Source organism: Streptomyces sp. NPDC048584, assembly GCF_043199595.1.
Classification (GTDB): Bacteria; Actinomycetota; Actinomycetes; order Streptomycetales; family Streptomycetaceae; genus Streptomyces; species Streptomyces edwardsiae.
This window is the reverse complement of the sequence record NZ_JBICWF010000001.1, coordinates 574,876-601,004: the sequence shown is the minus strand read 5'-3', so window position 1 is coordinate 601,004 and position 26,129 is coordinate 574,876. Positions and strand designations below refer to the sequence as shown.

Sequence of the window (26,129 nt, the reverse complement as noted above, 5' to 3'; positions counted from 1 at the left end):
CATGCCCGACCTGCCGAGCCCTCAAGGTGCCGCCGAGGCGGCGCTGTTCACCGAGTGCTGGGACGCGGCGCTCTCCTACGCCGACCTGTGCACAGCCGGTTCCGCCGCCGCGGCCGAACTCGCCCGCGAGGCCTTCGCGCAGGGCATAAGGGAACTGCGCGAGGCGGAGTCGGCCACCGTCCGCAGCCGCCGTTCCTCCCGGCTGCCCCGGATCCCCCTGCTGCTGACCGCCGTCCGCAGCACCGCCGCCGCCTGGGAGGAGGCGGGGCAGGGCCACAAGCTCGACCCCGATCTGCGGCTGTGGCTCCACTCCGAGCAGGCCGCCCGCTACACCGGCCCGCCCCTGGAACGCCCGGTCGCCCTGCGCGGACTGCGCGATCTGCAGCCCGCGGACACCGAACTCCTGTGGCTGGCCGAGGCGGAGTCCCTCCCGCTGCCCCTCGTGGCCCGTCGGCTCGGCCTCGACCCGGCCACCGCCGCCGACGAACTCGCCCAGGTGGGGCGCCTGTTCCGCGACCGCTGCCACCGCAACCACATCGACTCCCCGCTGGACGCCGAGTGCCGCAGCTACGCCCGGCTCCTCGACGCCGTCACCCGCTCGCCCGCATCGGACGCCCCCGACGACCTCTCCCGCCACCTCGCCACCTGCCACCGGTGCGCCGAGGCCGCCGCCTGCCTTCGCCTGCACGGCGGCGGACTGCCCGGCGCGCTCACCGGCGGCGTGATCGGCTGGGGCGGCCTCGCCTATCTGGAACGCCGCCGCCGCGCAGCCGAGGCACGGCTCGGGGCCGGCCGCCCGGATCCGGCCGACACCGACGGCGGCCACCCGGCGGACGGCGAGCCCCGCAGCCGGCTCGGCCGGCACGGCCCGCTGGTCGCCGCCCTCCTGGTGTCCCTGCTCGCGCTCGTGGTCTCCCTGATGCCGTTCGGCGACAGGGCCGACGAGAGCGCCGAACGCCCGGACGCCGACCGGCAGCCGGCGGCCGACCCCGGCCCCTCCCTGCCCTCCGCCGCCAGGGACCCCCTCGCCACCCCGTCCCCGTCGGCCTCCGCGACACCGTCCGCCGAGCGCACCCCGGGGCCGGAGAACCCCGGCCCCGAGGACCCCGACCCCGAACCCCAGGGCACCCACTCCGCCTCCGCCGCGCCCGCGAGCACCGCCCGCGGCGAACCGGCCGCCTGCCGCGCCGACTACGACGTGGTCAACGAGTGGCCCGACGGCTTCCAGGCCACCGTCACCGTCACCACCCGCGACCCCCTCGACTCCTGGCGCGTCGGCTTCACCTTCCCCGACGGCCAGCGCGTCACCCAGATGTGGGACGCCGCGTCCGACCAGGACGGCACCCGGGTCACCGCCACCGCCGCCGACTACAACCAGTCGGTCGCCGCCGGCGGGAAACTCGCCTTCGGCTTCCTCGCCTCCCGGGACGGAACGAACCACCCGCCGTCCGGCTTCACCCTCAACGGCCGCACCTGCGCGCCGGTGTGAGCGCCGGAAAAACCGGTTGACGGGCCGGGGCGGTCGCGGGCTACTGTGACAGCGGATCACAGAACGACACGGCGGCCGCGTGCCGCCGTACCGGAACTTCGTGGAGTGAGGAGGTGTCGACCGATGGCTGTCACTGCGCCGGGCGCTGCCCGCATTCAGGAATCCATCACGTTCACCTCCGTGGCCACCGGCTGAACCCATGTCCGCGCGCCTGAGCGCGCCCGCCGGGGCCACCCACCCGAAGGGTCACCCCCTTGAGTTCCAGCTCCACCTCCGTTTCCTCCGTACTCGCCCCTTACGGCTGGGACGACGCCTGGGCGGACGCGTTCGCCCCCTACGCCGCGGAAGGGCTGCTGCCCGGCCGGGTGCTCCGGGTCGACCGCGGCCAGTGCGACGTCCTCACCCCCGCCGGCACCCTGCGCGCCGACACCGCCTTCGTCACCCCGCACGACCCCCTGCGGGTCGTCTGCACGGGCGACTGGGTCGCCGTCGAACCAGGAGGGCACCCGCGCTACGTCCGCGCGTATCTGCCCCGCCGTACCGCCTTCGTACGGTCCACCTCCTCCAAGCGGTCCGAGGGACAGATCCTCGCCGCCAACGTCGACCACGCCGTCGTGGCCGTCTCCCTCGCCACCGAACTCGACCTGGCCCGGATCGAACGCTTCCTCGCGCTCGCCTGGGAGTCCGGGGCCCAGCCCGTGGTCGTCCTCACCAAGGCCGACCTCGTGCCGGACGCGGTCACCCGCGCCCACCTCGTCCAGGACGTGGAGACCAGCGCGCCCGGCGTGACCGTGCTCCCCGTCAGCGCCCGGGACGGCGACGGACTCGACGTCCTCGCCGCGATCACGGCCGGCGGCACCTCGGTACTGCTCGGGCAGTCCGGCGCCGGCAAGTCCACCCTGGCCAACGCGCTCCTCGGCGAGGACGTCATGGACGTACAGGCCACCCGGGACGTCGACGGCAAGGGCCGCCACACCACGACCACCCGCAACCTGCTGGCCCTGCCCGGCGGGGGAGTCCTCATCGACACCCCGGGCCTGCGAGGCGTCGGCCTGTGGGACGCCGGCACCGGTGTCGGCCAGGTCTTCGCCGAGATCGAGGAACTCGCCGAGAACTGCCGCTTCCACGACTGCGCCCACGAGAGCGAACCGGGCTGCGCCGTCCTCGACGCCATCGGGACCGGTGACCTCCCGCAGCGCCGCCTGGACAGCTACCGCAAGCTGCTCCGGGAGAACCAGTACATCGTCGCCAAGACCGACGCCCGGCTCCGGGCGGAGATCCGCAAGGACTGGAAGCGCAAGGGCGCCATCGGCAGGGCGGCGATGGAGGCCAAGCGGGGACGCCACTCCTGACACCATGTCCGATTTCCGCCAGCCGGGGCCTCCCGGGTGGCGGAGACTGGACGGCATGAAGGACGAGGACAGCAGGTACGAGGCGGTGCGCAGCCGGGACGCCAGATTCGACGGGGCGTTCTTCTTCGCCGTGCGGACGACCGGCATCTACTGCCGGCCCAGCTGCCCCGCCGTCACCCCCAAGCGGCACAACGTGAGCTTCTTCGCGACCGCCGCCGCCGCGCAGGGCTCCGGGTTCCGCGCCTGTCGGCGCTGCCGCCCGGACGCCGTGCCCGGCTCCGCCGAGTGGAACGTACGGGCCGACGTCGTCGGCCGGGCCATGCGGATGATCGCCGACGGCGTCGTCGACCGTGACGGCGTCGCCGGACTCGCCGCCCGGCTCGGCTACAGCGCCCGCCAGGTGCAGCGCCAGCTCACCGGCGAGCTCGGCGCCGGACCCGTCGCCCTCGCCCGCGCCCAGCGGGCGCACGCCGCGCGGGTCCTGCTCCAGACCACCGGCCTGCCGGTCACGCGGATCGCGTTCGCCGCCGGATTCGCCAGCGTGCGGCAGTTCAACGACACCGTCCGGGCCGTCTACGCGACCACCCCCAGCGAGCTGCGCGCCACCGCGCCCCGCAGCGGCCGGGCACGCACCGCCACCCCCTCCGCCGGAATCCCCCTGCGGCTCGCCCACCGCGGCCCCTACCAGGCCGGACCCGTATTCGACCTGCTGGAACGCGAGACGGTCCCCGGCGTCGAGGAGATGACCGGCACCCTGGGCACCCGGACCTACCGGCGGACGCTCCGGCTGCCCCACGGCACCGGCATCGCCGCCGTCGACGAGCCCGGCGGCCGGCCCGGCGGCTGGCTCGACACCCGCCTCCACCTCACCGACCTCCGCGACCTGACCACCGCCGTACACCGACTGCGGCGGCTCTTCGACCTGGACGCCGACCCGTACGCCGTCGACGAACGGCTCGGCGCCGACACCCGGCTCGCCCCGCTGGTCGCCGCCCGGCCGGGACTGCGCTCACCCGGCACCGTCGACCCCGGCGAACTCGCGGTACGCGCGCTGGTGGGCCGCGACGAGGCCGCCCGGCTCGTCCAGACGTACGGCAAGCGGCTCGACGCCCCCTGCCACGGCCTCACCCACCTGTTCCCCGAGGCCGACGTCCTCGCCGAGGCCGAACCCGACGGTCCCCCGGGCGCGCTCACCACCGCCCTCGCCGACGGCACCGTACGCCTCGGACCCGGCGCCGACCGGGACGACGCCCGGACCGCGCTGGCCGCCGTCCCCGGCCTCGACGTCCGTACGATCGCCGCGATCCGCACCCGCGCCCTCGGCGACCCGGACGTGGCCCCGCCCGGACCCGACGTTCCCGACAGCTGGCGCCCCTGGCGCTCGTACGCCCTGAACCACCTGCGCGCCGCAGGAGAGTTGGAGTAGATCATGGAGACCACCTACTGGACGAGCGTGGACAGCCCCGTCGGGCCGCTGCTGCTCACCGCCGCCCCGGACGGCGCACTGACGTCGCTGTCCGTCCCCGGACAGAAGGGCGGACGCACCCCGGCCGGCGACCGGCGGCGCGACCCCGGACCGTTCCGCGAGGCCGAACGGCAGCTCACCGCGTACTTCGCCGGCGACCTCAAGGAGTTCCGGCTGGCCCTGCACGCCACCGGCACCCCGTTCCGGGAGAAGGTGTGGGCCGCCCTCGACGACGTCCCCTACGGGGCGACCGTCTCGTACGGCGAGATCGCCGCGCGGATCGGCGCCCCGAGGGCCGCCGTACGGGCCGTCGGGGGCGCGATCGGGGCGAACCCGCTGCTCATCGTGCGCCCCTGCCACCGGGTGGTCGGCGCCGACGGCTCGCTGACCGGGTACGCCGGCGGCCTGGAGCGCAAGGTCCAGCTGCTCACACGTGAGGGCGTGCTGCGCGCCTGAGAGCCGTCAGCCCCAGAACACCGCGCCCAGCCACGCCGCCGTGATCAGCTGGCAGGTGAACAGCTCCGTCAGCAGGCTCCAGCCGCCCGAACGCATCACCGTCCACAGCGCCGCCACCGCCTCACGCCGTCGTCCCAGCCGCAGCCGCTCGCCCACACACACCCCGGCGAGGAAACCCGGGACCGCGCCGAGCACGGGCAGCAGGACGAACCCGGCGAACGAGCCGCAGCCCGCGTACGTCAGCAGCCGCCCGTCGACGCCGGCCTCCCGAAGCCGGCGCGGCGGCAGCGCCCAGCGCACCACCTGCGACAGGAACAGCACCACGGTCGCCCCCACGCACACCCACCACGCGACGGGCCGAGGATCCTTCAGCGCCCACCACAGCACCCCGGCCCACACCAGCCAGGACCCGGGCACCCCTGGCACCAGCACTCCCCACAGTCCGAGCAGGAGCACCAGTCCGGTGAGCAGGAGGTCCCAGGCTCCCATCTGTCCAGGGTGCAGGAGTCCGGGCAGCGGCGCAGAACGGGAACGTGCCCGGTCACCTCCGGTCAACCGCCGTACCGGGAGTGGCGCGGGACGGGGATTTTCCCGATGCCCCGTTTCCCAGCGGCCCGCGCGGTGGACAATTGAGGGCATGAGCCAGCAGGGGGGAACGCCCACCGGTCCCGAGGACGACTGGTGGGGCCAGCTGTACGACGAGACCACCGACGACACGGGTCCCGTACCGGCGCCCGACTCCCTGGACGACCGCTTCGCGTCGGCGTCGGGGACGCTGGGGGGCCCGGCCCCGGCCGACCCCCCTCCCACCCCGACCATTCCGGACCCCCGGCCGGGCGGCGGCCCGCCCCGCGCCCCCTGGGAGCCGCCGCCCCGGGGGCCGGAGCCCTCCGGGCCGTCGATGAGGGCCTCGCCTCCGACGGCTCCCCTGCCGCCCGGGCAGCCACCCGCCACCGCCCCGCCCGCGGGACAGGTGGACCCTCCTCCGGCCGCCCCCACCTCCGGCGCGGCCTTCGGCTCCTGGACCCCCACGACCGCCCGCCCGCCCGCCACCCGCACCACGCGCATGGAACCGCCCCCCGGCCCGCTCCCGTCCCGCGCCCACGTCGGCTCCCGGCCGCCCACCTACGACCCCGAGCCCACCGCCCTCCCGCCGGCCGACCCCGACGCACTGGACGGCCTGGTGTCCGACACCGTGCTGGACGGCGCCCGGTACGGGGCCTGCACCCTGCGCGCCGCCTCCGTACGCGGGGACTCCGCCCGCTACCGGGGCGAACTCCGCCGCGACGCGCTGCTGACCGCCCGGTTCGGCACCGGGGAACAGGCCCTCGTCCTGGTGGCGCTGGCGACCGGTGCCCGTACCTCCCCCGGCGCGCACCGGGCCGCCGCCGAGGCCTGCCGGTGGATCGGCGCGGCGGTGGGCCGCAGCCACGCGCGCCTCGCCGACGACATCGGGGCCGCCCGGCGCGGCGACCTCAAGTCCGGCCTGCACCGCCTCACCGACCGCAGCCTCGGCCGACTCCGCGCCAGTGCGGCCGAACAGGGCCTCGCACCGGACCTCTACGCGGCCACCCTGCGCTGTCTCCTGCTGCCCGCCGACCCCGAGTGCCGTACCCGGGTCTTCTTCGGGGTCGGCCCCGGCGGACTGTTCCGGTTGCGGGACGGCGCCTGGCAGGACATCGAGCCCGGGACCACCGAGGCCAGGGGCGAACCCGTGGTCGGTTTCGGCTCGCCGCCCGCCGAGACCTCCGACGGCGACCGCCTCACCATGGACCTGGGCATCCCCACACCCCCGAGCCCGTACGAACCCGCCCCCGAGCCGCCCCGCGAACCCTTCCGCTTCCGCACCTCGGTCGCCCGCCCGGGTGACACCCTGCTGATGTGCGGCACCGGCCTAGCCGACCCCCTGCGCGGCGAACCGGCGCTCCTCGCCCACCTCGCCGACCGGTGGTCCGGCCCCGAACCGCCCGGCCTCGCCGCGTTCCTCGCCGACACCCAGGTACGGGTCAAGGGGTACGCGGACGACCGTACGGCCGCGGCCGTCTGGGAGGCGTGAGCGCGCCCGGTGTGAATTCATGGAAACCGTCAGGCATCTTCGACCCCCGAGGGGCAGACGGAAGACATGGCCAAACAGAATGTCGCGGAGCAGTTCGTCGACCTCCTCACCCGCGCGGGAGTCAAACGCCTGTACGGCGTCGTCGGCGACAGCCTCAACCCCGTCGTCGACGCCGTCCGCCGCAACTCCGCCATCGACTGGATCCACGTGCGCCATGAGGAGACCGCCGCCTTCGCCGCCGGCGCCGAGGCCCAGATCACCGGCAGGCTGGGCGCCTGCGCCGGCTCCTGCGGGCCCGGAAACCTCCACCTCATCAACGGGCTGTACGACGCCCACCGCTCCATGGCCCCCGTCCTCGCCCTCGCCTCGCACATCCCGTCCAGCGAGATCGGCCTCGGCTACTTCCAGGAGACCCATCCCGAGCAGCTGTTCCGCGAGTGCAGCCACTACAGCGAGATGATCTCCAGCCCGAAGCAGATGCCCCGGCTGGTGGACACCGCCATCCAGCACGCCATCGGCCGCTCCGGCGTCAGCGTCGTCACCCTCCCCGGCGACATCGCCGACCACGCCGCCCCCGAGAATCCCGCGGAGACCGCCCTCGTCACCTCCCGGCCCACGGTCCGCCCCGGCGACGCCGAGATCGACCGCCTCGTCGACATGATCGACGAGGCAGAGAAGGTCACCCTGTTCTGCGGCGCCGGCACCAAGGGCGCGCACGCCGAGGTCATGGAGTTCGCCCAGAAGATCAAGTCCCCGGTCGGGCACGCTCTGCGCGGCAAGGAGTGGATCCAGTACGACAACCCGTACGACGTCGGCATGAGCGGACTGCTCGGCTACGGCGCCGCGTACGAGGCCACCCACGAGTGCGACCTGCTGATCCTGCTCGGCACCGACTTCCCCTACAACGCCTTCCTCCCCGGCGACGTGAAGATCGTCCAGGTCGATGTGCGGCCCGAGATCCTCGGCCGGCGCTCCAAGCTCGACCTCGCCGTGTGGGGCGATGTGAAGGAGACGCTGCGCTGTCTCACACCCCGGGTGCGCACCAAGGACAAGCGCAAGTTCCTCGACCGGATGCTGAAGAAGCACGCGGACGCGCTGGAGGGGGTGGTGAAGGCGTACACGCGCAAGGTGGAGAAGCATGTGCCGATCCATCCCGAGTACGTGGCCTCCGTACTGGACGAACTCGCCGCCGACGACGCCGTGTTCACCGTCGACACCGGTATGTGCAATGTCTGGGCGGCCCGCTACATCACCCCCAACGGCCGGCGCCGGGTGATCGGTTCGTTCTCCCACGGCTCGATGGCGAACGCGCTGCCGATGGCGATCGGGGCGCAGTTCACCGACCGGGGCCGGCAGGTCGTGTCGATGTCGGGCGACGGCGGATTCAGCATGCTGATGGGCGACTTCCTCACCCTCGTGCAGTACGACCTGCCGGTGAAGGTGGTCCTGTTCAACAACTCCTCGCTCAGCATGGTGGAGTTGGAGATGCTGGTCGCCGGACTGCCCTCGCACGGCACCGCCATGAAGGACACCGACTTCGCCGCCGTCGCCCGCGCGTGCGGCGCCTACGGGGTACGGGTGGAGAAGCCGAAGGAACTCGCGGGCGCGCTCAAGTCGGCGTTCAAGCACAAGGGCCCGGCCCTCGTCGACGTCGTCACGGACCCCAACGCGCTGTCCATCCCGCCGAAGATCAGCGCGGAGATGGTGACCGGGTTCGCGCTGTCCGCCTCCAAGATGGTGCTGGACGGGGGCGTCGGCCGGATGCTCCAGATGGCCCGCTCCAACCTGCGCAACGTGCCCCGTCCGTAACGGCGTTCACCCGGCGCGGGGCTGCCAGCCGCGGGACGAGGTGTCGTACTCGTAGTGGGGCAGGCCCTCGATTCCGCTGGTGCGGAACGGGCGGCCGTGGTCGTCGATCCGGACCGTGCCGGTGCGGCCCCGCGAGGACCAGTCCAGCTCCAGATACCAGCGGCAGTCGCAGCCCGCGGCACGGGCGGTGACCAGCAGCACCTCCGGGTCGTTCACGGAGACCCGGTAGGGCATCCGCACGGCCGGGATCGGTGTACCGGCGTCGTTCCCGGCGACCGCGCGGGCGATCGGCCGGTCCTTGTCCAGGTCCACGTCGAAGTAGCGCGGGGTGAGCGCGCCGCCGCAGCCCTGGTCCATGGCGTACGCGTTCCCCGGCACGGGCCCGGAGCGGCCGGCCACGCGCACGCGCAGCGCGGTGAGGACGACGGCCGTCTCGGACGTCCCCTGCACCGACAGCTCCACCAGCGTCTCGCCCCCGTGCACGGCCGCCTGCGTCGCGGCCCACGTCCCGGCGTCCTGCGGGGCCGGTGGCGGCGGGACCTGGTCCGGGGGCTTGGCGATGACGTAGTCGTGCCCGCATCCGTACGCCCATGCCTGCGAGTCGGCGGACCAGGTGAGGGGAGGGGCGGCGGGGGCCTCGGAGGTGCCGGGAGCGGCGGGCTTGTGCCGGGGGGTGGGCGAGGAGGAGGCCGGGTGGGTCCTGGTGGCCGGGGAGGGGGAGCCGGAGGGCGAGGGTGTGCGGCTCGGGGATGTCGTGGGGGAACCACTGGACACGCTCGGGGCCGCGTCCCGGGGCTTCGCGCCCTCGGCGGACGCCCGCCGGTCGTCGGGGAGCGCGGACAGGCTCCCCACGGTGGCGAGCAGCGCGCAGGCGGCGGCCATGGCGACGAGCACCCGTCCCCGCCGCCGGTACCAGGGCCGTTGCGCGGACGTCCTGCCGGGGTCTGGTGTGGTGGGGTTCGGCTTGTCCTGGCCGGAGGGCCCGTCGGTGGCGCCCGGCCCGGTGACCGTGTCCGGGGGCGGCGCGGCGGCGTCACCCGTTTCGGGGTCCGCGCCCGGCTTCCGACCGTGGTGGGGGAGGTCGGCCCCGCTCGCGGTGCCCGGTCCGTCGGTCGGCCGGATCTCGTCGTTTCGCCCGCTCGGGACGCCGGAAAGCGGTGCGGTGCCGAGGCGTGCACCGGCGTGCGACGTGGGCTCGGCCCGGGGCGTCGTATCCGGTACGCCGGTGGTGTCCGCGGCGCTGTGGCCTGCGGGGCGCCCGCCGGGTTCGCCGGTGGGGGGTGTCCGGGGGCTGCCGGGCGGGCCGCCCGGTGTCTCACCCCCGGCGACGGCCGGGGTGCCGGTGCCCTCCCGTGCCGCCGGGTGCTGTTCGCCGGGGGCGGCGTCCGGGTTCGCGGGTGAACCCGGCACTCCCCGCGGGCGCTGGCGTGCCTCCACCGCGCGGAGCCAGCGGTGGTGGAGGTCCAGTCGTTCCGCCCGCGACGCACCGCACAGCGCCGCGAACCGCTCCACCGGGGCGAAGTCGACCGGGACCGCGTCGCCCGCGCAGTAGCGGTGCAGCGTCGAGGTGTTCATGCCGAGGCGGCGGGCCAGCGAGCCGTAGCTGCGGTCCGTACGTTCCTTCAGCTTCCGCAGCAGCGCCGCGAACTCCGCCACGTCGTCCTGTGCCGACACCGTCACCCCGCACTCGTCCGGACCGGTCGGGGCCCTGGGACGGCATCCCAGGCACCCCATGTATCTGCACGTCAAACGGGCTGGGATGGTTCCATGCCGGCGAAACCGGCGACGACGCTTGCGCCCGTCTCCCGGGACGGCCGATGCTCTTGGCACCGCGACCGCCCCGACGGCCGCCGGACGACCATCCGGACCGTCACGGGCGTACCGTCCCGCATTCTCCATCACGCTCACCACACGGGGGACCACCCATGCCCAAGCACACCCGCGCCGCCGCCCTCGCGACCCTCACGGCCGCCGCCCTCGCCGTCGGTACGGCACTCGCGGCGCCGGCCGGCGCGGCCGCCCCGCCCAAGTTCCTCGCGGCGTCCGAGCTGCCCCCGCACCCGTCGTCCGACTGGGCCGCGGGCCCGGTCACCGACGGCTTCCCGGCGGAACTCGCCTACTGCCTCGGCGAGGGCGTACCGGCGTACGACTACCGGCACCGCGTCTACTCCACCGACCTGGACACCAACGCCGTACAGGTCACCGTCGTCACCGGCTCCGCCGCCAAGGGCAAGGCGCTGGCCGCCCTGCTGAACGAGGAGATCCGTTCCTGCGCCGACCGGATCGAGCAGACCTACCCCGACGTCGAGGCCGAGGGCCGCTACTACGGTGCCCTGCCGGTCGAGGAGGGCGCGAAGGTGCACGGGCTGCACACCGAGACGTCCTGGGGGGCCACGGACATCCACCTGCTCTCCGTGGGGCGCGACGGGAAGACCGTGACCGTCGTCGGCTGGGGACAGCTGGGTGACTTCGACGACGCCCCGGTGAGCGCGTTCAAGAAGACGACGAAGAAGGCCGTCAACAAGCTGTACTGAGCCGCACGTTCCACCACGACCACCGTGAGAAGCCGGGGTCGTCCTCTCGCCACGGGGGTCGGGAGGACGGCCCCGCGCAGGCGTGTGGCCGGCTGTGTGGCCATCGCACTTCGGCCAACCACCGTTCGTGACCGTCCGGTATGACTGGCGCGTGGGTGACCGGGCAAGCATTCCCGTGAAGGTGTCCGAGCACAGGGGGAATCGGCGCGGGGGCGGGGGCCATGACGGGGGCCATGAAGAGCCGGACTTCGGTGGACCGGCTGAGGCGCACACTGGGACGGGCGGATCTGCGGGCGGTGCCCGAGTCCCGCAGGGCACTGAGAGAACTGCTCAAGCACTGGGGCTCACCGGAGCGTTCCGAGGTCGCGGAACTGCTCACCAGCGAGCTCGTCACCAACGCGCTCGTCCACACCGGCCGGGAGGCGGTCCTGACCGCCGTCGTCGGGCCGCGTGGACTGCGGGTGGAGGTACGGGACTTCGTCGAACCGGATCCCAGGCCGAGGGCCCCCAGCATCGACGACGGTACGCACGGCAGGGGCCTGGTGCTGGTCGAGACGCTCGCCGACGAGTGGGGCGTCAGAAGGCACCGGGTGGGCAAGTCCGTCTGGTTCGAGCTCGACGCGGAAGCGGCCTGAGGGGTGCGGATACCGCGCCCCTCAGGCCGCCAAAGGGCACATCAGCCGAACTGCTGCTCCAGATCCTTGAGTTTGCGCTCCAGGGAGTCCAGACGCGGCAGGGCCTGGGTGTCGTCCTCGGCGGTGAGGTCGACGGTCATCGCGTCACCGCGGGTGCGGACCGGCTGCAGGGAGGGCCGGGCGGCGCGAGCGGGCAGGGCCTCCGGCGACGATATGGCAGGCTCCGCGGAGACCACGTCGGAGTCGCGCTCCATCGTGGGCGCCTCCAGCTCGCGTCCGCCGCCCCGGCCCACGAGACCGCGGTGACCACGGCTGATCGCCTTCAGCCGGGCCCGCTCCACCCGCTGCTGGTCACGCCGGCGCTGCTTCGCCGCGTCCTTGCGGGCCTTGTCCTCGCGTACCTCCTCGACGGCCTCGTCGAGGCTGCGCACGTTCTCCAGCAGCATCAGCGACCAGGCGCCGTACGTCTCCCGGGGCGCGCGCAGCCAGCGGACGATACGGATCTGGGGCAACGGGCGCGGCACCAGACCCTGTTCACGCAGGGCGGCCCGGCGGGTCTGCTTCAGCGCGCGGTCGAACAGGACCGCCGCCGACAGGGACATGCCGGCGAAGAAGTGCGGGGCGCCCGCGTGTCCGAGGCCCCGGGGAGCGTGCACCCAGTTGAACCAGGCCGCGGCGAAGGCGAACGTCCATACGAGTATGCGTGAGCCGAGCGCCGCGTCACCGTGGCTGGCCTCGCGTACGGCGAGCACCGAGCAGAACATCGCCGCCCCGTCCAGGCCGAAGGGGACGAGGTACTGCCAGCCGTCGGACAGGCCGAGGTTCTGCTCGCCGAAGCCGACGAGGCCGTGGAAGGACAGCGCGGCGGCCACCGCGGCGCAGCAGAACAGCAGTACGTAGGAGACGGTCCCGTAGAGGGCCTCCTTGCGCCGGCGGCGTTCCTCGCTGCGCTCCCAGGAGTCGTCCGCACTCGTGCTCTTGACCGAGGAGCGCTTGCCACGCGCCAGCACCGCCACCGCCGCCAGCATGCCCAGGAGCAGCACGACGCCCGGAAGGAGCCAGTTCAGCGATATGTCGGTCAGTCTCATCTAGGGGTCCCTTGCATTGGGATAGGGCGTAACGCCCGCCATAGTGGCCCAACCGCCGCCGTCTTCAGGGGGTTTCGGGGCAAGAGGCCGCCAAGGAAGTGCGAGGGGGACCCCAGGGCGGCATTCTGCTCGAACTGCCGCATGACAGGCAGGAGTTGAGTTCGAATGACACTACCCGTAAGAGTGGTTCCACGGATAGTTCCCGTGGCGGGTGAGGGGATTGTGAATGACCTGTGACCTCCGTGGGGGCGGAGACCGGACGATCTTACCCGCCGGACGGGTGTGGTCCCGTCCGGCGGAACGTCAACTCGCCTGTGCGGCCAGTTCCTTGACCCGCTTCCCGGTGACCCCGTTGGCCGCGGTGACCTTGGTGACCCCGGTGGAGCAGGTGCGCGGGCAGGTGGCGCAGATGTCCGCGGGACGGATCGTGTAGAACATGCAGCAACTGACCCGGTCCCGGGTGACGGGTCCCGGCTCGCCTCCGGGCCCGCCCGGCCGGCGGAACGTCGCGGCGCCCACATACGGCTTCGTGGTGCCCGGCAGCAGCAGCTCCAGTTCGCGCAGCCCCCGCTCCTCCTCGCCCAGCAGCTGGGCGATGTACCGCAGGCTCTCCACGATCTCGTCGGTCGCCGTGGCCCACAGGGCCCGGCCGCGCCGCCGCATCAGAGGACCGAAACCGGCCATGACGGGTTCGAGGTGCTCGGCGACCGCCGCGCGCACCTCCGCCCGCAGTGCCTCCTCGTCGGGCACCACGTGGGCGCCGGGCAGTGCGGCGGCCGGATCGTCGGGCAGACAGGCGAAACGTTCCGGTCGTACGGCCATGCGTCCCACGGCGAGACCCTCGGCGGTACGGTCGAAGGAGACGTGTGTCACGGGGTAGCGGGGCACGCGCCGGTGCAGGAACCACGGCACGGTGATCAGCAGGCAGGCGGGCCAGGCGTACCGGTGCAGACCGAAGCCGGCGATCACGTCCGGACGGCCCTGCTGTCCGTAGTCCCGCAGCACCTGGGTGTCGTCCCAGGTGAGGAATCGTTCCAGCTCGGCTCCGCCCTCGGCCAGGCCCGACGCGGCGACCCAGCCGCCGCCCGTGGGCGCCTCCTCGCCGGCGCCGAGTTCGGTGACGGCCAGGGCGGGGAGGGCCTCCGCCAGGCGGGCGTACGCGTCCGCGACGACCGAACCGGGCACGGGCATGGGACCACTCCTTCAGGTCTCGAGGAGCCGGGCAATAAAGGTAAGGCTCACCTTACCGAAGATCGCGGAGATGTGAACCGGTGCCCCCTGTGCCCTTAAGGTGCTTGACGGACAGGTGACAACCCGCCGTAATGACATCAAGTACCGATACGTCCGCAGGAGGACCTTGTGAAGCAGGGCACGCAGGGATCCGCCGCGACGGGGCGGGTCCGGGTGCCGGCCCAGCCGGTGGGGCAGGCGAACGGGCGGGAGCGGTGCGAACGGCCCGACGGGGACGCCCGTGGTGAGCACACCCACGGTGAGCCCGGATTTCCGCAGCCCCGGGCCGTTGTGCAGCGGTCCTCCGTGCGGGGGCAGGTTCTCGACGCCCTGCGCACCGCGCTGGTGTCGGGCGAGCTGCGGCCGGGGGAGGTGTACTCGGCGCCCGTGCTGGCGGAGCGGTTCGGGGTCTCCGCGACGCCCGTCCGGGAGTCGATGCAGCAGCTCACGCTCGAGGGCGCGGTGGAGGTCGTGCCCAACCGGGGGTTCCGGGTCGTCGAGCGGGGGGCGCGGGAGCTGGCCGAGCTGGCGGAGGTGCGGGCGCTGGTCGAGGTGCCGGTGATATTGCGGCTGGCGAGGACGGTGTCCGCCGAACGGTGGGCCGAGCTGCGGCCGCTGGCGGAGGCGACGGTGCGGGCGGCGTCGTCGGGGTGCCGGGCTACGTATGCGGAGTGTGATCGGGCGTTTCACGGTGCGGTGCTTTCCCTTGCGGGGAATGAGCAGTTGGTGCGGACCGCGGGGGATCTGCATCGGCGGGCGCAGTGGCCGTTGGTACGGGGGCGGGTGGAGCTGGTGGCTGACGCGCATGAGCACACGGCGCTGCTGGACGCGTTGATCGCGGGGGATGCGGATGTCGTGGGGGTGTTGGTGGGGGAGCACTTCGGGGGAGTCGGGTGAGGTTTGTTTCGCCCCCGCCGCCCCTTCCCGTTCCCGTCCCCCGGGGGCGCTGCCCCCGGACCCCCGCTCCTCAAACGCCGGAGGGGCTGAGTCGGGCAGGGGTGGCGGGGGCGATGACACCCCCTACGCCGTAGCCGCCCCCGGCGGAGCCAGCTGGCGGGCGAGCCATGTCGGGACCCCGCCCAGGAGACGGAGGAGGCGGGACGCCTCCTCGCGGAGGCGGGACGCCTCGGGCTCGGACTCCGTATCCGCGAGAGACGCCAACGCCGGCGCCGTACCGACCAGGTACCCCAACTCCTCCCGGATGCGGAGGGATTCGGCGAACCCGTGCCGCGCCTCCTTCAGCTCCCCCTCCCGCAACGCCAGTCCGGCCAGATGCCGCCAAGTCCCCGACAGCAGCAGAGGATCCGCGTGGGCGGTGGCCCCCGCATGGGCCCGCCGATACGCCGCCCGAGCCGCCTGCGGCGACCGCGTCAGATTCTCCGCGATCAACCCCCGCCGGAAGTCCAGCAGAGCCCGCCCCGCCGCCCCCGGCGCGATCAGCGCCGCCGCCCGCCCCAGCGCCGCCCGCGCCTCGTCCGCACGGTCGCGGACCTGGAACAACGTGGCGGCATAGGCCAAGTACCCGCGTTCACAAGCGGCCGCACCCCGCTCGTCGTCGGAGTGCGCGGCCGCCTCGGCCGTACGCAGCGCGTCCTCGGCCTGCTCCCACCCCGCCTCGGTGTACAGACATCGCTCCACCAGCAGTGACGCCCGCTGCAACGCCGCCTTCGGCCCCTCGGGCTCGAGCAGGGCGGCCGCGTCCGCCCAGCAGGCGCGGGAGCGCAGTCGCCACACCGCCGTCTGGAGAGGATCGTCTTCGGCGGTCGTTCCGTCACCGGACATGGCGGTATGCGCCACGTTGCCCTCCCCGAGCACGCCATCGAGCTGTTGAGTGGTGGCCGCATCTCAGCACGAACCACAGGGCCCGGCCAAGAGGGTGGGTGAAGGATTTCACAAAGTCATGGTCCACGGGCCCGAACCGCCGCACGGCTCGTGTCGGATCAGCTCATCCGCAGCGCCAGGAAGAAGTCCAGCTTGTCCTCCAGGCGCGACAGGTCACGGCCCGTCAACTGCTCGATCCGGCCGACCCGGTAGCGCAGCGTGTTGACGTGCAGATGGAGCCGCGAGGCACAACGGGTCCAGGAGCCGTCGCAGTCGAGGAACGCCTCCAGGGTGGGGATCAGCTCGGCGCGGTGCCGGCGGTCGTAGTCGCGCAGGGGGTCGAGGAGACGGGCGGTGAAGGCACGTCGTACGTCGTCGGGGACGAAGGGCAGCAGCAGGACGTGCGAGGCCAGCTCCTGGTGGCCGGCCGCGCAGACCCGGCCCTGCCGGGCCGCGGCCACCCGCCGGGCGTGCCGTGCCTCCTCCAGCGCCCCGCGCAGCCCCTCCGCGGAGTGCACGGCGGCGGAGACACCGAGGGTGAGCCGGCCGTCGCCGTCCAGACCGGCGGTGAGCGGATCGCGTACGGACTCCAGCAGCGCGTCGGCGTGAATCCCCGTACCGGAGTCGTCGTGCCCGCCGGTGACCGCCGGGAGCGGTACGAGGGCGATCGCCTCGCCCGCCGCATGGGCCACCGCGACGCGGTCGGAGGGCTCGGGCCCCGTGGACGCCGGGTCGACCAGGATCTCCTCCAGCAGCGCCCGCGCCACCGGCCCGCCGTCGACCTCCCCGCCGTCCCAGTCGACGCGGGCCACCACGACCTGCCAGTGCGGCGCGCTGCCCAGCCCGGGCAGCAGCACCGGCGCGGCCACCCGCAGCCGCGCCGCGATCTCGGCGGGCGCGGCGCCCGTCTGCACCAGCTCCAGCACCTCCTGCGCGAGCCGGCGCCGTACCGTGCGCGCCGCGTCCCTGCGGTCCCGCTCGACGGCTATCAGCTGGGTGACCCCGTGCAGCAGGTCGAGGCGCTCCTCGGCCCAGTCCCCGGCGTCCGCCTCCACCGCCAGCACCCAGTCCGACAGCACCGTCTCGCGTATGTCGTCCGACGCCGGCGCGGACCGCCCGCCGCGGCGCACCGGGAAGAGGCTGTACGTCGTCCCGTCCAGCGTGACGCGGTGCGGCCGGCGCCGGCCGGTGCGGGCGGCCGCCAGCTGCTCCGCCGCCAGCCGTGCGCACAGCTCGGCCGGCAGTACCGGTTCCCCGCCCGGGGCCCCGGCGGTCTTCGACCCCGCGATCAGCCGGCCGACGGGCGACAGCAGCCAGGCCCGCAGATCCAGGTCGGAGCCGAGCAGGTCCAGGACGACGTCGGGGCCGCCGCCCGCCGGTCCCGCGGTCATCATCCGCCGGTGCCGGTCCACCACGGCCGCCAGATCCCCCGCCCGCTCACCGGACACCTGCCGTACGACATGCTCCGTGATGGTCGCGAAGGCCACCGACTCGTGCACCACGAACAACGGCAGCCGGTGCCGCGCACAGGCCACGACCAGGTCTTCCGGCACATCGCCCAGCTCCGCCTCGCCGGCCGCCAGCGCGGCCACCCCGGCCTGCACCAGACGTCGTACGAAAGGCTCCGAGTCGGCGGGTCCCGTACGCCAGGCCAGCCCCGTCAGGACCAGCTCACCGCCGGAGAGATAGCGGCTGGGGTCCCGCAGGTCGGTGGTCATCACCCCGCGCACACCGCGTTCCAGCTCGTTCTCGCCGCCGAGCAGCTTGAGGCCCAGCGCGTCGGTGTCCAGCAGTGCGCGCAGCCGCATTCTCGTCTCCGTCGTGTCTTGTCTCGGTGGGTCCGGTGGACCGTGGCGGGACCTTCCGGCGAGGGCCCGTCGGGTGGCTGATCAGCGGTGCCGGCCGTGTCCTGGACCGTGTCCCCGGTTTCCGGAGGAAGGTGAGGTGGCCACGGACGACCTCCGTTCATACGAATCTACAAGATGCCTGCGCTGGCCAGCCAACTCCTTCGTGGTTTCCGTGACTGACCCGGGTGGAGCACACGGCGGTGTACTGACCCCACGCCGAGTGAACCGCGCGTCGACGAGACGGGAGCACCGCACACGGATTGGCTTGATCCAGACGCCCCCGACCCTAAGAGAAGAGAGCGGTCATGGACTTCCTTCGCCCCGCCAGCTGGGAGGAGGCGCTCGCCGCGAAGGCCGAGCACCCCGCCGCCGTGCCGATCGCGGGGGGCACCGATGTGATGGTCGAGATCAACTTCGATCACCGCAGACCCGGCCACCTGATGGACCTGAACCGCATCGCCGAGCTCGGGGAGTGGGAGGTCGGCGAGGACAGTGTGCGGCTCGGCGCCTCCGTCCCGTACGCGAGGATCATGGAGCGGCTGCGCGCCGAGCTGCCGGGCCTCGCCCTCGCCTCCCACACGGTCGCCTCCCCGCAGATCCGCAACCGCGGCGGCGTCGGCGGCAACCTCGGCACCGCCTCCCCGGCCGGCGACGCCCACCCGGCGCTGCTCGCCGCCGGCGCCGAGGTGGAGGCCGAGTCGGTGCGCGGCACGCGCCGCATCCCCATCGACGCGTTCTACACCGGCGTGAAGCGCAACGCGCTGGCGCCCGACGAGCTGATCCGCGCCGTCCACATCAAGAAGGCCGCCGGCCCCCAGCAGTTCTCCAAGGTCGGCACCCGCAACGCCATGGTCATCGCCGTGTGCGCCTTCGGTCTCGCCCTGCACCCCGATACGCGGACCGTGCGCACGGGGATCGGCTCCGCCGCCCCGACACCCGTTCGGGCGCTCGCCGCCGAGGAGTTCCTGAACGCGGAACTGGAGGAGGGCGGCTTCTGGGACAACGGGAAGATCATCACCCCGTCGCTCGCCAAGCGGTTCGCCGACCTGTGCGCCGGCGCCTGCAACCCCATCGACGACGTCCGCGGCACCGCGGAGTACCGCCGCCACGCCGTCGGTGTCATGGCCCGCCGCACGCTGACCTGGACGTGGGAGTCGTACCGCGACGCCCGCCGCCCCACGGAGGGAGCCGCGTAATGCGCCTGAACCTCACCGTCAACGGACGCCCCCAGGAGGCCGACGACGTCTGGGAGGGCGAGTCGCTGCTGTACGTGCTGCGCGAGCGGCTCGGTCTGCCCGGTTCCAAGAACGCCTGTGAGCAGGGAGAGTGCGGGTCGTGCACCGTACGGCTCGACGGCGTGCCCGTGTGCTCGTGCCTCGTCGCGGCCGGTCAGGCGGAGGGGCGCGAGGTGGTCACCGTGGAGGGCCTGGCGGACCTCGCCCGGCGGCGCTCCGGTGGCGGGCCACCGGACGAGTCCGGACTGGCCCCCGTCCAGCAGGCGTTCATCGACGCGGGCGCCGTCCAGTGCGGCTTCTGCACCCCCGGTCTGCTGGTCGCCGCCGACGAGATGCTGGAGCGCGACCCGGACCCGACCGACGCCGACATCCGCGAGGCCCTGTCGGGCAACCTGTGCCGCTGCACCGGCTACGAGAAGATCATGGACGCGGTCCGCCTCGCCGCCGCCCGCGGGTCCGAGGGGGTCTGACCATGCCGGTCAACGGTCTTCCCGCCACGCTCACCCAGGGCTCGCGCACCAAGGGCGGCATCGGCGAGTCCACCCTCCGCCCCGACGGCACCCTCAAGGTCACCGGCGAGTTCGCGTACTCCTCCGACATGTGGCACGAGGACATGTTGTGGGGCCATATCCTGCGCTCCACCGTCGCCCACGCCGAGATCGTGTCGATCGACACCGCTGAGGCCCTCGCCACGGCCGGCGTCCACGCCGTGATGACGTACGACGATCTGCCGACGGACGTGCGGAACTACGGCCTGGAGATCCAGGACACCCCGGTCCTCGCCCACGGCAAGGTCCGCCACCATGGCGAACCGGTCGCCGTCGTCGCCGCCGACCACCCGGAGACCGCCCGCCGCGCCGCCGCCAAGATCAGGGTCGAGTACCGCGAACTCCCGGTCGTCACCGATGAGCTCTCCGCCCTCGCCCCGGATGCGGTCCTCGTCCACGAGAACCGCGAGGACCACCACCTCGGCCATGTCCCGCACCCCAACATCGTCCACCGCCAGCCCATCGTGCGCGGGGACGTGGCGGCGGCACGGGAGCGCGCGGACGTGATCGTCGAGGGCGAGTACACCTTCGGCATGCAGGACCAGGCCTTCCTCGGCCCCGAGTCCGGACTCGCCGTCCCCGAGGAGGGCGGCGGCGTCCACCTCTACATCGCCACCCAGTGGCTCCACTCCGATCTGCGGCAGATCGCGCCCGTGCTCGGCCTGCCCGAGGACAAGGTACGGATGACCCTGGCCGGTGTCGGCGGCGCGTTCGGCGGCCGCGAGGACCTGTCCATGCAGATCCACGCCTGTCTGCTCGCCCTGCGCACCGGCAAACCCGTCAAGATCGTCTACAACCGCTTCGAGTCCTTCTTCGGCCATGTCCACCGCCACCCGGCCAAGCTGTTCTACGAGCACGGTGCCACGGCCGACGGCAGGCTGACCCACGTCAAGTGCCGCATCGTCCTCGACGGCGGTGCCTACGCCTCCGCCTCCCCGGCCGTGGTCGGCAACGCCTCCTCCCTCGGCGTCGGCCCGTACGCCGTCGACGACGTCGACATCGAGGCCATCGCCCTCTACACCAACAACCCGCCCTGCGGCGCCATGCGTGGCTTCGGCGCGGTGCAGGCGTGCTTCGCCTACGAGGCGCAGATGGACAGGCTGGCGGCCCGGCTCGGCATGGACCCGGTGGAGCTGCGCCAGGTGAATGCCATGGAACAGGGCACGCTGATGCCCACCGGTCAGCCCGTCGACTCCCCGGCGCCGGTCGCCGAACTCCTGCGCCGCGTCAAGGCGATGCCCATGCCGCCGGAACGGCAGTGGGAGTCCAGCGAGGGCGCGGACGTACGCCAGCTGCCGGGCGGCCTGTCCAACACCACGCACGGTGAGGGCGTCGTACGCGGGGTCGGCTACGCGGTCGGCATCAAGAACGTCGGTTTCTCCGAGGGCTTCGACGACTACTCCACCGCGCGCGTGCGCATGGAGGTGGCCGGCGGTGAACCGGTCGTCACCGTGCACACCGCGATGGCGGAGGTCGGCCAGGGCGGCGTCACCGTCCACGCGCAGATCGCCCGCACCGAGCTGGGTGTCGGCCGGGTGACCATCCATCCCGCCAACACACAGGTGGGTTCGGCGGGTTCGACCTCCGCGTCCCGGCAGACGTACGTCACCGGCGGCGCGGTGCGGAACGCGTGTGAGCTCGTTCGCGAACGGGTGCTGGAGCTGGGGCGGCGCCGGTTCGGGTCGTACCACCCGGCCTGGGCGACGGCCGAACTCCTGCTGGAGGGCGGGAAGGTGGTCACCGACGGTGGGGAGGTCCTCGCGGATCTGGTGGACGTTCTCGGGGACGAGGCCGTCGAGGTGGAGGAGGAGTGGCGGCACCGGCCGACCGAGCCCTTCGATCCGCGCACCGGGCAGGGGAACGGGCATGTCCAGTACTCGTTCGCCGCGCATCGCGCGGTTGTCGAGGTGGACACGGAGCTCGGGCTGGTGAAGGTCATCGAGCTGGCCTGTGCGCAGGATGTCGGGAAGGCGCTGAACCCGTTGTCCGTCATCGGCCAGATCCAGGGTGGCAGTACGCAGGGGCTGGGTGTTGCCGTGATGGAGGAGATCGTCGTGGATCCGAGGACGGCGAAGGTACGCAACCCGTCCTTCACGGACTATCTGATCCCGACGATCCTCGACACCCCGACCATGCCGGTCGATCTGCTGGAAATGGCCGACCTGCATGCCCCCTACGGCCTACGGGGCGTGGGCGAGGCCCCGACGCTCTCCTCGACCCCGGCGGTGCTGTCGGCGATCCGTAACGCCACGGGCCTGGCCCTGACGAGAACCCCCATCCGCCCGGAACACCTCACAACGGGGGCGTTGTAACCCGCCCACCGCGCCGCCGCGGGCGGCTCTGCCGCGCAGCTGCGGGCAGTCGTGCCGCTGGGGCGATGGGGGTCCCCCCGCTCGAGCGAAGCCGAGAGTGGGGGAGGGTGGGCGCAGCGGCACCCCCTTCAGCGGGGCGAGCGCTCACCCACCCCCGTCCAGCAGCCACCCGGGGTGACGGCTGAGCGGGGGAGTTGCGCAACCCGGCGCCGGCGGGGTGCCGTCGCGCCCACCCGTGCCGCCCTGCGGCACGTCTGCCCGCGGAGGGGCGGCGGCAGGCATGCCGAACGCGGGTCGGCGGGAGCGGGGGATGTTGCGCGGCCCGGCGCTCACGGGGGTGCCGTCGCGCCCACCCGTGCCGCCCTGCGGCACGTCTGACGGCACGTCTGCCCGCGGAGGGGCGGCGGCAGCACGCCGAACGCGGATCGGCGGCGGCAGGCATTGCCGAACGCGGGTCGGCGGGAGCGGGGGATGTTGCGCGGCCCGGCGCTCACGGGGGTGCCGTCGCGCCCACCCGTGCCGTCCTGCGGCACGTCTGCCCGCGGAGGGGCGGCGGCAGCACGCCGAACGCGGATCGGCGGCGGCAGGGCCGCGGAGTGCGGGGCAGGCGGCTGCGGTGTGACCGCTTGCTGGAATTCCCCCGCTCACCCCCGCCGCAGCAACCCGTTCACCGCGCGTCCGAACACCCCGCGTCCCGCCCGCGCCAGCAGCGTGTCGCAGACGGGCGGCAGGAAGCGGACCCGGATCTCCTCTCGCCATATCACCCGTGCCCCGCCCTCCGGCCCCCGCCGTACCTCGATCTCCGCCCAGCCCATGACCACCCGGCCCCGCTTCTCCAGCCGGCACACCCCCGGCGTGTCGTCCCACGGCGGCTGCCACACCGTCACGTCCATCGGATCGTCGAAGGCGAGCGGGCCGACGCCCGTGCGGGCCACCACCCGGGTGCCCACCCCGGTCGGCGGCGGAGTACGAACCGTCACCCGGGTCAGCGGCACCACCTCCCCGTGCCGGGACCACGTGGTGAGCCGCCGCCAAGCCTCGTCGAGGGGCAGCGGCACCGTGCGCTGGAGCTGGAAGACGGCCACGAGGCCATCCTAGAAAGCGGGGCCGCCTGTCAGCGGTACACCTCGCCCGGCTCCGCCACCCCCGGAGCGAGCAGCTGGGGAACCGTCACGAAGACATACCCCCGCCTCTTCAGCTCGGCGATGATGCCGGGAACGGCCGGGACCGTGCCGTCGTAGAGGTCGTGGAGCAGGATGACGCCGTCACGTGAGGACTGCGCGAGCACGCGCCGGGTGATGAGATCCGAGTCGGTCGTTTGGTAGTCCTTCGCGGTCACGCTCCACAGGACCTCGGAGAGCCCCAGCTCACGGCTGATGCCGTGCACGGTGTCGTCGGTGCGGCCCTGCGGCGGGCGCATCAGGGTGGGACGGCGGCCGGTGAGGCGTTCTATCTCCGCGTTGGTGCGTTCGAGTTCCTCGCGTATCTCGTCCGGGCTCAGCTCCGTCAGACGGCGGTGGGTCCAGGTGTGGCTCGCCACCTCGTGCCCCTCGTCGGCCATCCGCTTCACGACTTCCGGATAGGTGTCGATGTGCCCCTTGCCCAGGAGGAAGAAGGTCGCCGGGACCCGTTCCTCCTCGAGGATGTCCAGCAGCCGCGCGGAGTGCTCGCTCGGCCCCGCGTCGAAGGTGAGCGCGATGCACTTGACCTCGCGGCAGTCGACGGTGCCGAGACGGGCCTGGACGTCGGTGGCGCGGACGGCGCTGGGGGCGGTCGTCTCCAGCCGCGTACAGCCGGTCAGCGCCAGCGCCAGAGCCGTGGCCGCGACCACGATCGCACCCGTCGGGAACGCGGCCCCCGATCTTTTCGTCTTGCTGGTGGGAGAAGGCATGGCCCGGACTATACGTACCGTCTATACACGGTTTGTATAGTCCGTTTTGGGTCGCCCTCACGCAGGTGAGGGGGAGCGTGTGAGAGTCGTCACCCGCGGTCGTCACCCGCGCGTGGCCAGCACCTCCACCAGCCGGTCGGCACCGTCCGCCACCCGGCCCTCGCGGAACACGTCCCGCAGCTGCCGGGCGGCCACCCGGCCCGAGGTCAGACACCAGTCCCACCACCGGTCCAGCCGCCGCGCGTCCAGCCCCTCGGCGGCCAGCAGCGCCGGCCAGCCGCAGGCCCGCGCCTGCGCGGTCACCTTCGCACCGCCCGCCACCGGGTCCACGGCCAGCACCGGCGTGCCGACCCGCAGCGCCAGCACCAGCCCGTCGAGGCGGTCGGTGACGACGAGGTCGAGCCGGGCCAGCACCGACTGCACCTGCGCCGGTGTCGCGCTCAGATGCCAGTCATGGGTGTCGAGGCGGGTCTCCAGTTCCAGCCGGGCGCAGTCCTTCCCGGCCAGCCAGCGCGTCACCCCCCGCGCGACCTGGCCGTGCCGGCTCTGCTCCCCGTACTCGCGCTGCCCGTCGGTGAGGATCACCCCGACCACGGGCCGCGCGGGTGCGGCGGGGGCGCGGGCGGCCAGATCCTCGGACGGTGCCGTACCGGGCGCGTCCCGCGCCAGTACCCGGTGGAAGCCGGTCACGGCGGCGCCGTCCGGGTCGATCACCGACGTCCCCACGGCGATCCGCACACAGTGCGGGAAGCGCCGGTGCAGCTCCTCGACCTGCGGACCGTGCAGCGGCCCGCACACGAACACCAGGTGCGAGTAGTCGCCGGGCCGAACGTCGTCGAAGTGCAGCGCCTCCGGCCGGAAGCCGGGGCTCCATACGACGTCGTACGCCATCCCTGCGCCCCGCAGCACCTCCTCCACCCGGCGCAGCGCCAGCACGTCCCCGGCGGTCGCCTCGCCCTCGCGGAAGCTGAACCACCCGGTCAGCAGGACCTTTCGCGGTCCCGGTCGCTCTCGTCCGTACACAGTGCCACCGAGTGCCCCGGTCCGGGGGAGGGCAATCGGCCCGGCGCCGGCTGCGTATCGAGGACAGAAACCGACCTAGAGGACCGCTAGCGTGCTCCCATGACGAAGACGAAGCCGGCCGGTGTCCTCGGTACGCGGGCCCTCAACCGGGCCACCCTGGCGCGGCAGCTGCTGCTGAGCCGCTCCCCGATGTCCGCCGAGGAAGCGGTCGGGCATCTGGTCGGCCTCCAGGCGCAGAACGTCAAACCGCCCTACTACGCCCTCGCCGCCCGCCTCGACGGCTTCACGCCCGAGGCGCTGTCCCGGCCGATGGCCGACCGGACGGTGGCCCGCCTCGTCACCATGCGCTCGACCATCCACACCCACACCGCCGACGACTGCCTCACCCTGCGGCCCCTGGTGCAGTCCGCCCGCGACCGCGAGCTCCGTGTCTTCCGCAAGGGACTCGCCGGTGTCGACCTGGACCGCCTTGCCGCGCACGCCCGGGAACTCGTCGAGGCCGAACCGCGCACCATGGGGCAGTTGCGCGAGGCCCTGCTGAAGGTGTGGCCCGACGCCGACCCGCAGTCCCTCTCCGTCGCCGCCCGCTGCAAACTGCCCCTCGTGCAGATCACCCCGCGCGGACTGTGGGGCCGCAGTGGCCAGGTCACGCTCACCACCGCCGAGCACTGGCTGGGCAGGCCCGCCGAGCCGGCGCCGGCCCCCGACGACACCGTGCTGCGCTATCTCGCCGCCTTCGGACCGGCGTCCGTCAAGGACATGCAGGCCTGGGCCGGCCTGACCCGGCTGCGCGAGGTCTTCGAACGCCTCCGCCCCCGGCTCCTCACCTTCCACGACGACAACGGCGTCGAGCTCTTCGACGTCCCGGAGGCGCCCCGCCCCGACCCGGACACCCCGGCCCCGCCGCGCTTCCTGCCCGAGTTCGACAACCTGCTCCTCTCCCACGCCGACCGCGGCCGTGTCGTACCGCCCGAACACCGGGGCCGCCACTGGCAGGGCAACATCGCCTACCGCACCTTCCTCGTCGACGGGTTCCTGGCCGGGCTGTGGCGGCTGGACGAACACGCCCTGGTCGTGGAGCCGTTCGGCCGGCTGGACGACCGACAGCGCGGCGAACTCGTCGCGGAGGGCGAGCGGATGCTGAAGGTGATGCACCCACAGGGCACGCACGACATCCGCTTCGGGGCGGTACGGGAGTGAACGCGGGCATGGAGAGGGGGGGGGGGGGGGGGGGGGGGGGGGGGGGCCCCCCCCCCCCCCCCGCCCCGCCCCCGGGGGGGGGGGGGCCCCCGGCGGGGGGGGGGGGGGGCCCCCCCCCCCCGCCGGCCCCCACACCGC

At 73.5% G+C, this 26,129-nt stretch carries 22 protein-coding genes; 13 read left to right on the top strand and 9 right to left on the bottom strand.

What is annotated here, in order from left to right; translation table 11 throughout:
- Position 1 precedes the first annotated feature (1 nt).
- The 4 genes from ACGFR9_RS02530 to ACGFR9_RS02515 all read left to right on the top strand — a co-directional run bounded on the left by ACGFR9_RS02530 (position 2) and on the right by ACGFR9_RS02515 (position 4,762).
- Positions 2 to 1,489: a cellulose binding domain-containing protein gene (locus tag ACGFR9_RS02530; protein WP_393202159.1), complete on the top strand. Its 1,488-nt coding sequence runs from the start codon at positions 2 to 4 to the stop codon at positions 1,487 to 1,489.
- A 254-nt stretch (positions 1,490 to 1,743) separates the two neighbouring features.
- Entirely contained in the window at positions 1,744 to 2,841 is a 1,098-nt protein-coding gene (gene rsgA / locus ACGFR9_RS02525) for a ribosome small subunit-dependent GTPase A (protein ID WP_393202157.1), read from the top strand.
- Positions 2,842 to 2,896: 55 nt separating this feature from the next.
- Positions 2,897 to 4,267, top strand: a complete 1,371-nt coding sequence (locus ACGFR9_RS02520) for a DNA-3-methyladenine glycosylase 2 family protein (protein WP_393202155.1) — start codon at positions 2,897 to 2,899, stop codon at positions 4,265 to 4,267.
- A gap of 3 nt (positions 4,268 to 4,270) precedes the next feature.
- Positions 4,271 to 4,762, top strand: a complete 492-nt coding sequence (locus ACGFR9_RS02515) for a methylated-DNA--[protein]-cysteine S-methyltransferase (RefSeq protein WP_393202153.1) — start codon at positions 4,271 to 4,273, stop codon at positions 4,760 to 4,762.
- 6 nt (positions 4,763 to 4,768) lie between these two features.
- On the opposite strand, the gene ACGFR9_RS02510 is transcribed toward ACGFR9_RS02515, so the two are convergent.
- Complete coding sequence (locus ACGFR9_RS02510; protein ID WP_393202151.1) at positions 4,769 to 5,251, bottom strand: DUF456 domain-containing protein; 483 nt, start codon at positions 5,249 to 5,251, stop codon at positions 4,769 to 4,771.
- A 148-nt stretch (positions 5,252 to 5,399) separates the two neighbouring features.
- Here ACGFR9_RS02510 and ACGFR9_RS02505 point away from each other — a divergent pair, with 148 nt between their 5' ends.
- Both ACGFR9_RS02505 and ACGFR9_RS02500 read left to right on the top strand, forming a co-directional pair.
- Positions 5,400 to 6,818: a protein phosphatase 2C domain-containing protein gene (locus ACGFR9_RS02505; protein WP_393202149.1), complete on the top strand. Its 1,419-nt coding sequence runs from the start codon at positions 5,400 to 5,402 to the stop codon at positions 6,816 to 6,818.
- 66 nt (positions 6,819 to 6,884) lie between these two features.
- Complete coding sequence (locus tag ACGFR9_RS02500; RefSeq protein ID WP_393202147.1) at positions 6,885 to 8,627, top strand: pyruvate dehydrogenase; 1,743 nt, start codon at positions 6,885 to 6,887, stop codon at positions 8,625 to 8,627.
- Between the two features lie 6 nt (positions 8,628 to 8,633).
- Here the strand turns inward: ACGFR9_RS02500 and ACGFR9_RS02495 are convergent, their stop codons facing one another.
- On the bottom strand, positions 8,634 to 10,307 hold the full coding sequence (locus ACGFR9_RS02495) for a helix-turn-helix domain-containing protein (protein ID WP_393202145.1): 1,674 nt from the start codon (positions 10,305 to 10,307) through the stop codon (positions 8,634 to 8,636).
- A 245-nt stretch (positions 10,308 to 10,552) separates the two neighbouring features.
- Here ACGFR9_RS02495 and ACGFR9_RS02490 point away from each other — a divergent pair, with 245 nt between their 5' ends.
- A complete protein-coding gene (locus ACGFR9_RS02490) occupies positions 10,553 to 11,161 on the top strand; it encodes a hypothetical protein (protein ID WP_393202143.1) in 609 nt (202 codons plus the stop codon).
- 233 nt (positions 11,162 to 11,394) lie between these two features.
- Complete coding sequence (locus ACGFR9_RS02485; RefSeq protein ID WP_393202141.1) at positions 11,395 to 11,796, top strand: ATP-binding protein; 402 nt, start codon at positions 11,395 to 11,397, stop codon at positions 11,794 to 11,796.
- 41 nt (positions 11,797 to 11,837) lie between these two features.
- Here ACGFR9_RS02485 and ACGFR9_RS02480 read toward each other — a convergent pair whose 3' ends face one another.
- Positions 11,838 to 12,884, bottom strand: coding sequence for a DUF2637 domain-containing protein (locus ACGFR9_RS02480; protein ID WP_393202139.1), 1,047 nt, complete (start codon positions 12,882 to 12,884; stop codon positions 11,838 to 11,840).
- A 303-nt stretch (positions 12,885 to 13,187) separates the two neighbouring features.
- Positions 13,188 to 14,075 carry a (2Fe-2S)-binding protein gene (locus tag ACGFR9_RS02475; protein ID WP_393202137.1) on the bottom strand — a complete coding sequence of 296 codons (888 nt, stop codon included), beginning with the start codon at positions 14,073 to 14,075 and terminating at the stop codon, positions 13,188 to 13,190.
- 168 nt (positions 14,076 to 14,243) lie between these two features.
- Between ACGFR9_RS02475 and ACGFR9_RS02470 the strand changes: the two genes are divergently transcribed.
- Complete coding sequence (locus tag ACGFR9_RS02470; protein WP_393202135.1) at positions 14,244 to 15,011, top strand: GntR family transcriptional regulator; 768 nt, start codon at positions 14,244 to 14,246, stop codon at positions 15,009 to 15,011.
- A gap of 123 nt (positions 15,012 to 15,134) precedes the next feature.
- Here the strand turns inward: ACGFR9_RS02470 and ACGFR9_RS02465 are convergent, their stop codons facing one another.
- The gene (locus ACGFR9_RS02465; RefSeq protein WP_393202133.1) at positions 15,135 to 15,911 is read right to left on the bottom strand and encodes a hypothetical protein; all 777 of its coding nucleotides are present in this window, start codon (positions 15,909 to 15,911) and stop codon (positions 15,135 to 15,137) included.
- Positions 15,912 to 16,054: 143 nt separating this feature from the next.
- The gene (locus tag ACGFR9_RS02460; RefSeq protein ID WP_393202131.1) at positions 16,055 to 17,743 is read right to left on the bottom strand and encodes a PucR family transcriptional regulator; all 1,689 of its coding nucleotides are present in this window, start codon (positions 17,741 to 17,743) and stop codon (positions 16,055 to 16,057) included.
- 344 nt (positions 17,744 to 18,087) lie between these two features.
- Between ACGFR9_RS02460 and ACGFR9_RS02455 the strand changes: the two genes are divergently transcribed.
- Genes ACGFR9_RS02455 through ACGFR9_RS02445 form a run of 3 tightly spaced genes read left to right on the top strand, consistent with a single transcriptional unit; the run spans position 18,088 to position 21,877 of the window.
- Positions 18,088 to 18,978, top strand: coding sequence for an FAD binding domain-containing protein (locus ACGFR9_RS02455; RefSeq protein WP_393202129.1), 891 nt, complete (start codon positions 18,088 to 18,090; stop codon positions 18,976 to 18,978).
- Positions 18,978 to 19,487: a (2Fe-2S)-binding protein gene (locus tag ACGFR9_RS02450; RefSeq protein ID WP_393202127.1), complete on the top strand. Its 510-nt coding sequence runs from the start codon at positions 18,978 to 18,980 to the stop codon at positions 19,485 to 19,487. The genes ACGFR9_RS02455 and ACGFR9_RS02450 overlap by 1 nt, the downstream gene beginning before the upstream one ends.
- Positions 19,488 to 19,489: 2 nt before the next feature.
- Complete coding sequence (locus ACGFR9_RS02445; protein WP_393202125.1) at positions 19,490 to 21,877, top strand: xanthine dehydrogenase family protein molybdopterin-binding subunit; 2,388 nt, start codon at positions 19,490 to 19,492, stop codon at positions 21,875 to 21,877.
- 644 nt (positions 21,878 to 22,521) lie between these two features.
- Here ACGFR9_RS02445 and ACGFR9_RS02440 read toward each other — a convergent pair.
- The 3 genes from ACGFR9_RS02440 to ACGFR9_RS02430 form a co-directional block, all read right to left on the bottom strand.
- Positions 22,522 to 22,962, bottom strand: a complete 441-nt coding sequence (locus ACGFR9_RS02440) for an SRPBCC family protein (RefSeq protein ID WP_393202123.1) — start codon at positions 22,960 to 22,962, stop codon at positions 22,522 to 22,524.
- Positions 22,963 to 22,991: 29 nt separating this feature from the next.
- Positions 22,992 to 23,768 (bottom strand): polysaccharide deacetylase family protein, encoded by a 777-nt coding sequence (locus ACGFR9_RS02435; RefSeq protein WP_393202121.1) that lies wholly within the window; start codon positions 23,766 to 23,768, stop codon positions 22,992 to 22,994.
- Between the two features lie 102 nt (positions 23,769 to 23,870).
- Positions 23,871 to 24,791 carry a polysaccharide pyruvyl transferase family protein gene (locus tag ACGFR9_RS02430; RefSeq protein ID WP_393202119.1) on the bottom strand — a complete coding sequence of 307 codons (921 nt, stop codon included), beginning with the start codon at positions 24,789 to 24,791 and terminating at the stop codon, positions 23,871 to 23,873.
- 99 nt (positions 24,792 to 24,890) lie between these two features.
- Here ACGFR9_RS02430 and ACGFR9_RS02425 point away from each other — a divergent pair, with 99 nt between their 5' ends.
- On the top strand, positions 24,891 to 25,991 hold the full coding sequence (locus ACGFR9_RS02425) for a winged helix DNA-binding domain-containing protein (protein ID WP_393202117.1): 1,101 nt from the start codon (positions 24,891 to 24,893) through the stop codon (positions 25,989 to 25,991).
- Positions 25,992 to 26,129 lie beyond the last annotated feature (138 nt).

Coding starts and splice junctions, on each gene's coding strand:
- ACGFR9_RS02455 (WP_393202129.1), top strand. CDS start 18,088: ATGGACTTCCTTCGCCCCGCCAGCTGGGAGGAGGCGCTCGCCGCGAAG.
- ACGFR9_RS02505 (WP_393202149.1), top strand. CDS start 5,400: ATGAGCCAGCAGGGGGGAACGCCCACCGGTCCCGAGGACGACTGGTGG.
- ACGFR9_RS02445 (WP_393202125.1), top strand. CDS start 19,490: ATGCCGGTCAACGGTCTTCCCGCCACGCTCACCCAGGGCTCGCGCACC.
- ACGFR9_RS02515 (WP_393202153.1), top strand. CDS start 4,271: ATGGAGACCACCTACTGGACGAGCGTGGACAGCCCCGTCGGGCCGCTG.
- ACGFR9_RS02480 (WP_393202139.1), bottom strand. CDS start 12,884: ATGAGACTGACCGACATATCGCTGAACTGGCTCCTTCCGGGCGTCGTG.
- ACGFR9_RS02500 (WP_393202147.1), top strand. CDS start 6,885: ATGGCCAAACAGAATGTCGCGGAGCAGTTCGTCGACCTCCTCACCCGC.
- ACGFR9_RS02425 (WP_393202117.1), top strand. CDS start 24,891: ATGACGAAGACGAAGCCGGCCGGTGTCCTCGGTACGCGGGCCCTCAAC.
- ACGFR9_RS02460 (WP_393202131.1), bottom strand. CDS start 17,743: ATGCGGCTGCGCGCACTGCTGGACACCGACGCGCTGGGCCTCAAGCTG.
- ACGFR9_RS02520 (WP_393202155.1), top strand. CDS start 2,897: ATGAAGGACGAGGACAGCAGGTACGAGGCGGTGCGCAGCCGGGACGCC.
- ACGFR9_RS02450 (WP_393202127.1), top strand. CDS start 18,978: ATGCGCCTGAACCTCACCGTCAACGGACGCCCCCAGGAGGCCGACGAC.
- ACGFR9_RS02510 (WP_393202151.1), bottom strand. CDS start 5,251: ATGGGAGCCTGGGACCTCCTGCTCACCGGACTGGTGCTCCTGCTCGGA.
- ACGFR9_RS02530 (WP_393202159.1), top strand. CDS start 2: ATGCCCGACCTGCCGAGCCCTCAAGGTGCCGCCGAGGCGGCGCTGTTC.
- ACGFR9_RS02475 (WP_393202137.1), bottom strand. CDS start 14,075: ATGCCCGTGCCCGGTTCGGTCGTCGCGGACGCGTACGCCCGCCTGGCG.
- ACGFR9_RS02485 (WP_393202141.1), top strand. CDS start 11,395: ATGAAGAGCCGGACTTCGGTGGACCGGCTGAGGCGCACACTGGGACGG.
- ACGFR9_RS02490 (WP_393202143.1), top strand. CDS start 10,553: ATGCCCAAGCACACCCGCGCCGCCGCCCTCGCGACCCTCACGGCCGCC.
- ACGFR9_RS02435 (WP_393202121.1), bottom strand. CDS start 23,768: ATGCCTTCTCCCACCAGCAAGACGAAAAGATCGGGGGCCGCGTTCCCG.